The 7,444-nt window shown below is 58.7% G+C and carries 6 protein-coding genes; 5 read left to right on the forward strand and 1 reads right to left on the reverse strand.

All coding sequences use genetic code 11. The features are described from left to right. Positions 1–223 precede the first annotated feature (223 nt). On the forward strand, positions 224–1,822 hold the full coding sequence (locus tag AC0Z42_RS28995) for a MutS-related protein (protein ID WP_485471526.1): 1,599 nt from the start codon (positions 224–226) through the stop codon (positions 1,820–1,822). 5 nt (positions 1,823–1,827) lie between these two features. On the opposite strand, the gene AC0Z42_RS29000 is transcribed toward AC0Z42_RS28995, so the two are convergent. Next, a complete protein-coding gene (locus AC0Z42_RS29000) occupies positions 1,828–3,669 on the reverse strand; it encodes a phosphoethanolamine transferase (protein ID WP_485471527.1) in 1,842 nt (613 codons plus the stop codon). Positions 3,670–4,061: 392 nt separating this feature from the next. On the opposite strand from AC0Z42_RS29000, the gene rpsL reads away from it, so the two are divergent. From rpsL to AC0Z42_RS29020, 4 genes are all read left to right on the forward strand, one after another. Next, complete coding sequence (gene rpsL / locus AC0Z42_RS29005) at positions 4,062–4,445, forward strand: 30S ribosomal protein S12 (protein WP_010394376.1); 384 nt, start codon at positions 4,062–4,064, stop codon at positions 4,443–4,445. A 150-nt stretch (positions 4,446–4,595) separates the two neighbouring features. Further along, the gene (gene rpsG, locus AC0Z42_RS29010; RefSeq protein ID WP_065310159.1) at positions 4,596–5,066 is read left to right on the forward strand and encodes a 30S ribosomal protein S7; all 471 of its coding nucleotides are present in this window, start codon (positions 4,596–4,598) and stop codon (positions 5,064–5,066) included. 108 nt (positions 5,067–5,174) lie between these two features. Next, positions 5,175–7,280 carry an elongation factor G gene (gene fusA / locus AC0Z42_RS29015; RefSeq protein WP_485471528.1) on the forward strand — a complete coding sequence of 702 codons (2,106 nt, stop codon included), beginning with the start codon at positions 5,175–5,177 and terminating at the stop codon, positions 7,278–7,280. A 72-nt stretch (positions 7,281–7,352) separates the two neighbouring features. Next, positions 7,353–7,444: GTP-binding protein (locus tag AC0Z42_RS29020; protein WP_005434227.1), on the forward strand; the 92-nt coding region annotated here is incomplete at its 3' end.

Consider the following 7,444-nt stretch of genomic DNA (forward strand, 5'->3'; position numbering starts at 1 on the left):
GCAATCACAAAGAAAGGAATGATGACTGTAGTGCACGAACCGTGCCAGGTGTTAAGTCATTGATTTGTATGGATTGCCATGGCGCTGTCCGCTGTCCGTGCGTGTCCGCAGTGTCCGCTGCACCTTGCTGCTGTTTATTTGCTCTTGATAATCTGACAATCGTCCTGATGTGTGCCAGCGATGCCATGCGCTGCGTGCGCAGCGTCCCTTGCCCTGGAGAGCCATGACACCGTTTGACACGAAGCCTGCCTTTTTTGCCAGCCTGCCCGGCTGGTTGCGCCAGTTGGCCAGCCTGCCGGAGCCGGCCGAACTCGACTATCCGTTTGCGCGCAGCGATATCGCCATGCTTGCCGGCCTGGAAGGAGGTGCTGCGCTGATCGACGCGCAAACCTGGGACGAGATGATGCTCGATGACTACAGCGACATGCTGGCGGCGCAGACCAGCATCTTTGGCCAGCAGCGCCTGCACCAGCGCCTGGCCAGTGGCGTCGCCGATGGGCACTCGCGCCAGCGTGTGCGCGCCTTGCTGACCGTTCCGGATGACATGGCGCGCCTGCAGTACGCCATGCGCGGCTTGCGCACGGTCGACAGGGAAGTCAGCGCGCCGCTGTTTGGCCAGCAGATCGCGTCCCCGCCGTGGTGGCGCCGGCTGCTGCTGTTGCCGACGTTGGCGCTGCTGCTGTCGCTGGCGGCGGCCTTGCTGTTTGCGCCGCTGGCCTGGTTCGGCGTGCTGGCCGCATGGGTGGTGCTGATACTGCTGCAGGTGCAGTTCCATGACCGCTGCAAACATTGGCAGCGCAGCGTGCAGACACTGCAGCAATTGCTGCTGGCGCATGAGCGCCTCGGCGCGCTCGATACGCCCTTTACGCAAGGGTGGCTGGACGACGCACGCAAGGCTGGCCGCCTGCACCGGCAGCTTGCACCGATCCGCTGGATCAAGATGATCCCCCTGCTGTCCGAATATGAGGACTGGTTCATGCTGGGCGATGTACGGCGCTACTTCAGCAGCCGCATGGTGCTGCTGCGCCAGCTTGACGTTTTCCGCAACAGCTTTTTGCAGGTGGCCGACCTGGAAGCCGACTTGGCGCTGGCGCGCCACCTGCAGGCGCGCCAACAGTTCTGCTGGGCGCAGACAGCGCCTGGCGAGGCACGCCAGTTGCTGCTTGAGCAGGTATGCCATCCCCTGCTGCCGGCGGCAGTGCCGCTGTCGCTGACCCTGGACGCGCGTGGCGCCTTTGTCTCGGGCCAGAACGGCATCGGTAAAAGCACGCTGCTGCGTACCCTGGGCCTCAATCTGGTGTGTGCGCGCGCGTTCGGCTTTTGTTATGCCCGCGCAGCCTGCGTACCGCTGCTGCCGCTGTATTCAAGCATGCAGAGCGAAGACTCGCTGGCCGGCGGCGAGAGTTTATACCTGGCCGAACTGCGCCGCGCGCGCGAACTGCTGGCGCTGGCCGATAGCGACGAACCGGCGCTGTTCATCATCGACGAGATCTTCCGCGGCACCAATCACCTCGAATCGATCTCGGCTGCCGCCGCCGTGCTCCATACGCTGGCGGCGCGCCATCTGGTGATCGTGTCCTCGCACAACCTGGTGCTCGCGCCGCTGCTGGAAGACTGCCTGGCGCCGTGGTGTGTGCAGCGCGATGCCACTGGCGCCTTGCTGCTGGCGCCCGGCGTGCTGCAGGCAACCAACGGCATCGCGCTGCTGGCCGAACGCGGTTTCGGCAGCGGTATCGAAGACAAGGCGGGCAGGGTGTTCGACTGGCTCAGCACGCATATGGCGCAGCCGGCCGACTGTTCGGGCGTGCTGCACGCTGCCTGAGCCGCTTACTTCTGCTGTTTCAGCGGCGCGCCCTTGCCGATCACTTCACGGCAGTCGCCGCGCAGGGTGGCGTTGTCGTAGTCGGTCCAGCCGTAGCTGTCGACATAGCGCTTGTGCTGCCTGAAGCTGGCGTTGGCGATGCTCCATTCGGGCTGTTCGCCGGCGTAGCGGATGTCGCCCAGGTCGAGCAGGGTGTGGAACATGTTTTCGGTCGACAGTTTCGACTTCTGATGGCGGCGTACCTGTTTTACCTTGTCCGGGTAACGCAGCGCGAATTGCGGCGAGTACCAGACGAACGAGGGCACGTGGAATTCGAACTGCGTGTTGTGGCCGTGGAAGGCCAGGCGGCAGGTGCCGTCGTACAGGGTCTGGCCGTGGTCGGACACATACAGGAGCGAGCTGCGCAGCGCCGTGCGTTCGCCGTCGTCCTTGAGCGTGCCGATCACCTGCGACAGGAACCAGTCGGTGTACAGGATCGAGCTGTCATAGCTGTTGCTCAGTTGCGGCTTGATGGCGGTATCCGTGTAGACCGGCTTGTCGACGCCGAACAGCGACGGCTGCCATTTGTCGAACTCTTTCGGATAGCGCTGGCTGTAGTTCCAGTGGCTGCCCAGGGTGTGCAGCACGATCAGCTTTTTCGGCGCCGGGTCGGCCAGCGCGTTTTTCAGCGGGTCGAGCAGAATCTGGTCGAAGTTCGAGCTGTTGGTAAAGCCGCCCAGATTCAGGAACTGCACCACGTCGGCTTCCTTGGCAAACACGGAAACGGGCGTGTCGAACTTGCCGAACGAGATCTGGTTCGACAGCCAGTAGGTCTTGAAGCCCGCTTCCTTGTAGGCCGACAGGAACGATTTTTCTGAAAAACCGGCCTTCAGGCTTTCGGTGGCTTTTTTGCGTGAAACGATGACGGGCACCGACAGGCGCGTGGCCGAGACGGCCGTGATGACGTCGGTCAGCGGCACCAGGTTGTCTTCCTGCTTGAGCAGGGGATTGGTCTCGCGCGCATAGCCGTTCAGGCTCCAGCGGTCGTAGCGCGACGATTCGCCGATCACCATCACCACCACTTCCGGCTGCGTGTCCGGGTCCTGCTGGTGGGCGCCGAAGGTAAAGCGGTTGCTCTTGTCGCCCAGTTCTGCCAGGTAGCGGCGTTCCTTGTAAAAATCGACGCCGCGCGCCATCAGGCCGAAGGGCCAGGCGCCGCTGACGGTCTCCAGGCTGTAGGGCAGGCGCATCGAGCGCGGCAGGGCTGGCCAGTCCAGGCCGGTGTCATCGGCACCCTCGATGCCGGCTTCCTCTTTGCTGGCCGAGGCCGAAGCCGAAACCGGCGGCGCGCCGGCGGCAATCCCGAATTCATGGCCATACCACCAGCTGGCGCCCAGCAGCAGCAGCACGGCGATGGCGGCCGGACGCGTCTTGCCGCGCCAGTCCAGGCTGCGCGTGCGCGTGGCCGCATACCAGCTGAGCAAACACCACAGAATAACCCCCAGCATCACGGCGCCCATCAGCCACACCTTCTGGCCCAAAAATTCCATCGCTTCCTTGGGGCTGGTCTCGAAGATGATGCCCAGGTGGTGGGTAGAGATGCCCTGGCCATAAAACACGAACAGGTAAAGTTCGGTCGGCAGGGCGAGGAAGGCGGGTACCAGCAGCCAGTGAAAATACGCCGGGCGCTGGAAGATGCTCCACACTGCCAGCCAGGCCAGCAGCTCGAACGTGAGCAGTTGCCACGGATGCTCGGGCGTGCGTCCCAGCAACACCGGCAAAAAGGGCACGGCGGTCAGCAAGGCGTAGGTCAGCAGCAGGAAGGCGTTGGCCAGGCTGGCGCCGGCAGGGTGAAACAAGGAGCGCATAAGGGGTGGCGGCGGGGCGGCAGCGAAAAAATGTCCGCTATTATCATTCCTTTTGCCATCTTGCGGTCGTTCAACATGGAGCCCGCCATCACGACGCCAGCGGGCCATGCGCCGGAAAAATTGGCGTAAATGCCACGAACACCCGTTTACTTTGCTCTTTTTTATAGCAAAAAGCCGTAAACTGATTGACCCCCTGTAACAGTAGGTCTAAACTAGCGAGTTCTCGATTTTATTCTGCACATCGTTTACGTGTTACCTGGAATTTCTCAGCCGCTCCCAGTCGAGTGGCTGCAGGCGCCTCCGGTGTGGAACGATAAAGGCGGGACGAGGTTTTAGTCGCCGGGCAGCAATGTCCGGGTTATTAATCGTAGTTTTTTGTTGGATTTATAACGATGCCAACCATCAATCAATTGATTCGCAATCCACGCGTCGCCTTGACCGTGAAGAGCAAATCGCCGGCGCTGGAAAACAGCCCGCAAAAACGTGGCGTCTGCACACGTGTTTACACCACGACTCCAAAGAAGCCTAACTCGGCTCTGCGTAAAGTTGCCAAAGTGCGTTTGACCAACGGTTTCGAAGTTATTTCGTACATCGGCGGTGAAGGCCACAACCTGCAAGAGCACAGCGTTGTTCTGCTGCGCGGCGGTCGTGTAAAAGATTTGCCAGGTGTTCGTTACCACATGGTTCGCGGTGCTCTGGATACCCAAGGCGTCAAAGACCGTAAGCAATCGCGTTCGAAATACGGTACCAAGCGCGCTAAAGCAGGCAAGAAGTAATAGTTGTAGCAGCAAACCCAAGTTTCGCTCAGTGGCAACTAACTAAGTGAATGTAGTCGACCGCATCTGGTCGAGTAAGTGGGTGACTATGATGGTCGTCCGCGAGTGTGCGAAGAACGCGCGCTCAACTGAAGATTGAAAGGAATTGATATGCCACGTCGTCGTGAAGTACCCAAGCGCGAAATTTTGCCAGATCCAAAATTCGGCAACACTGATGTCGCCAAATTCGTAAACGTGTTGATGCTGTCCGGTAAAAAATCGGTTGCAGAAAACATCATCTACGGTGCTTTCGAGCACATCGCAGCGAAATCGGGTAAAGATCCACTCGAAGTTTTTGTTACCGCAATCAACAACGCCAAGCCGCTCGTTGAGGTGAAATCCCGTCGCGTCGGTGGTGCAAACTACCAGGTGCCGGTCGAAGTTCGCCCAGTGCGTCGTATGGCTCTGTCCATGCGTTGGTTGCGCGAAGCTGCTAACAAGCGCAGCGAAAAATCGATGCCACAACGCCTCGGCGGTGAGCTGATGGAAGCGGCTGAAAGCCGTGGCGGCGCGATGAAAAAACGCGACGAAGTCCATCGCATGGCTGAAGCGAACAAAGCGTTCTCGCATTTCCGCTTCTAATAAAAAGCCAGCTGTCGCAAGGCGGCTGTCAAGTATCTGTTGTTCGAGGCCGGGCTCATTTTTGCAAAAAAATGCTGCTCGGTTTTGTCCATTCATTTAGGATTAATTATGGCCCGCAAGACCCCCATTGAGCGCTACCGCAATATCGGTATCTCCGCTCACATCGATGCAGGTAAGACGACCACCACCGAACGCGTGCTGTTCTACACCGGCGTCAATCACAAGATTGGCGAAGTGCATGATGGCGCCGCCACCATGGACTGGATGGAGCAAGAGCAAGAGCGCGGCATCACGATTACGTCCGCAGCGACCACCTGCTTCTGGAAAGGGATGGCTAACAATTTCCCTGAGCACCACATCAACATCATCGACACCCCGGGCCACGTTGACTTCACGATTGAAGTTGAACGCTCGATGCGCGTGCTGGATGGCGCGTGCATGGTTTACTGTGCAGTCGGCGGTGTGCAGCCACAATCGGAAACGGTATGGCGCCAGGCTAACAAGTACAAAGTGCCACGTCTGGCCTTCGTGAACAAGATGGACCGTACCGGCGCCAACTTCTTCAAGGTCTACGAGCAGATGCGTGCTCGCCTGAAAGCCAACCCGATTCCTCTGCAGATTCCTATCGGCGCCGAAGAGAACTTCCTGGGCGTGGTCGATCTGGTCAAGATGAAGGCCGTGTATTGGGACGACGCGTCGCAAGGCATGAAGTTCGACTACCGTGAAATCCCTGCAGAGCTGGCTGAACAAGCCGCCGAGTGGCGCGAGAAGATGGTCGAAGCTGCTGCCGAAGCGACCGAAGAACTGATGAACAAGTACCTCGACGAAGGCGATCTGTCGGAAGAAGAGATCAAGGCCGCCCTGCGTCAACGTACCCTGGCATCGGAAATCGTTCCAATGATGTGCGGCACCGCCTTTAAAAACAAGGGCGTGCAAGCCATGCTGGACGGCGTGATCGAATACCTGCCATCGCCACTGGACATCAAGCCAGTGCAAGGCATGGATGAAGATGACCAGCCGATCTTCCGTAAAGCCGACGACAACGAGAAATTCGCTGCGCTGGCATTCAAGATCATGACCGACCCGTTCGTCGGCCAGCTGATTTTCTTCCGCGTCTATTCGGGCACGATCAAGTCGGGCGACACCGTCTACAATCCGATCAAGAACAAGAAAGAACGTCTTGGCCGTATTTTGCAGATGCATGCGAACCAGCGCGAAGAAATCAAGGAAGTGCACGCCGGCGATATCGCCGCAGCGGTGGGCCTGAAAGATGCAACCACGGGCGAAACCCTGTGCGATCCATCGGCCATCATCACCCTGGAAAAAATGGTTTTCCCTGAGCCAGTGATCTCGCAGGCCGTCGAGCCTAAGACCAAGGCTGACCAGGAAAAAATGGGCCTGGCGCTGAACCGCCTGGCACAGGAAGATCCTTCGTTCCGCGTGAAAACCGATGAAGAATCGGGCCAGACCATCATCGGTGGTATGGGCGAGTTGCACTTGGAAATTATCGTTGACCGCATGAAACGTGAATTCAACGTTGAAGCGACCGTCGGCAAGCCACAAGTGGCTTACCGCGAAACGATCCGCAAAACTTGCGAAGAGTCGGAAGGCAAATTCGTCAAGCAATCGGGTGGTCGTGGTCAATACGGTCACGTGGTTCTGAAGATCGAACCGCAAGAACCGGGCAAGGGTTTCGAATTCGTTGACGCGATCAAGGGCGGTACCGTTCCTCGCGAATACATCCCTGCAGTTGAAAAAGGTGTGCGCGACACGCTGACTTCGGGCGTGATGGCCGGCTATCCGGTTGTTGACGTCAAGGTCACGCTGTTCTTCGGTTCCTACCATGATGTCGACTCGAACGAAAATGCATTCCGCATGGCCGCTTCGATGGCATTCAAAGATGGCTGCCGCAAAGCATCGCCAGTCATCCTGGAGCCGATGATGTCGGTGGAAGTGGAAACGCCGGAAGATTACGCCGGTACCGTGATGGGCGATCTGTCGTCGCGTCGCGGCATGGTGCAAGGTATGGACGAGATTGCTGGCGGTGGCGGCAAGATCATCAAGGCCGAAGTACCATTGTCGGAAATGTTCGGCTACTCGACCTCGCTGCGCTCCGCAACGCAAGGCCGTGCGACTTACTCGATGGAATTCAAGCACTATTCGGAAGCTCCGAAACACGTGACTGAAGCAATCGTAAGCTCGAAAGCTAAGTAATTGTTGTGCCGGGCCGGCTTTCACGAGAATGCCGGTCCCTACATTTAAATCATTGTTCTAAGGAAGAATAAAATGGCAAAAGGTAAATTCGAACGGACCAAGCCGCACGTCAACGTCGGCACCATCGGCCACGTCGACCACGGTAAAACCACGCTGACCGCTGC

The sequence above is a fragment of the Janthinobacterium sp. 1L-D-8-B-C4 genome (assembly GCF_057291295.1).